Origin of the sequence: Pseudomonas sp. EGD-AK9 (assembly GCF_000465935.2) — a bacterium.
Taxonomy (GTDB): domain Bacteria; phylum Pseudomonadota; class Gammaproteobacteria; order Pseudomonadales; family Pseudomonadaceae; genus Aquipseudomonas.
The window spans coordinates 1-1066 of record NZ_AVOF01000631.1 but is presented as its reverse complement, the minus strand read 5'-3'; the positions used below and the strand labels follow the sequence as shown (position 1 = coordinate 1066).

1 protein-coding gene and 1 pseudogene are annotated in these 1066 nt (G+C 72.4%); both read left to right on the top strand.

Features of this window, described 5'->3' with window-relative positions; translation table 11 throughout:
• Nucleotides 1-356: pseudogene (locus N878_RS29185) on the top strand (response regulator); the annotation flags it as partial.
• Between the two features lie 9 nt (nucleotides 357-365).
• Nucleotides 366-1066 (top strand): cache domain-containing protein (locus tag N878_RS21925; protein WP_031303706.1); only part of this gene is annotated, 701 nt, incomplete at its 3' end.

The following is a 1066-nucleotide window of genomic DNA, read 5'->3' as shown; positions in this document are numbered from 1 at the left end:
AACTGGCCGGCGCCTGCCGCCTCGCCCCGGCGCCGCTGCAAAGCGCCGCCCTGCTGCAGCGCATGGGTGAGCTGGCCGTGCTGCAGCAGGCGCAACTGTGGCGCCAGCGCGACCTGGCGCTGAGCGACGAACAGCTGCAGCAGGCGCTGCGCCAGCACAGCGGCGAACTGGCCAACCGGCTCAAGGCGCACTGGCGCCTGCCCATAGCGCTGCGCGAGCTGATCGGCGCCTGCTACGGCCTGGCGCCCGGCAACACCCGCCGCGAGCCGATCCTGATGCGCCTGGCCAGCGCCGAACTGCAGGGCGCCGACGACCAGGAACTGCAACGCCTGCGCCGCCTCGCCGGGCTGGCCTGAGCCGTGCGGATGAGACGCCTGGCCCTGCTCCGCCACCGGCTTGCCAGCCGCTGGAATGCCAGCCACTGGGACGCCAGCCGCTGGGTAGTGATCGGCGGCAGCCTGTGCCTGGCGCTGTTCTTCGCCTTTCTCGGGCGCCAGGCGCTGGACGAGCGCGAGACCCTCTGGCAACTGCAGATGAACAAGCAGGCGGAAGTCCAGCGCATGGCCCTGCACAGCACCCAGCACGGCCTGCAGGAACGCGCCCAGCTGCTCGCCGAAACCATCGCCGCCGACGCCTGGGTCGTGGAGCTGGTGCGCCAGGCCCACGCCCTGCCGGCCACCGAACTGGACGCCCTGGCCAGCATCCGCAGCCAGCTCTACACCCGCCTGGCGCCGCGCTGGCGCAACCTGCAGGCGCACCAGGCGTTTCGCCTCTACGTGCACCTGGCGCCGGACATCAAGGTGCTGCTGCGGGTGCACGAACCCGAACATTTCGGCGACCTGCAGATCGGCTGGCGGCCGATGGTGCTGGAAGCGCTGCGCAGCGCCACCAGCCAGGCCGGCCTGGGCCTGAGCCGCGGCAGCATCGGCATGCGCGCCATCGCCCCGCTGCTGGTCGAGGGCGCAGACACGCCGCTGCAGGTCGGCGCCATCGAGGTGGCCATGGGAGTGCTCGACGACCTCGCCCAGCTCGACCGCGACCTCGGCAGCGGCGTCGCCCTGCTGCT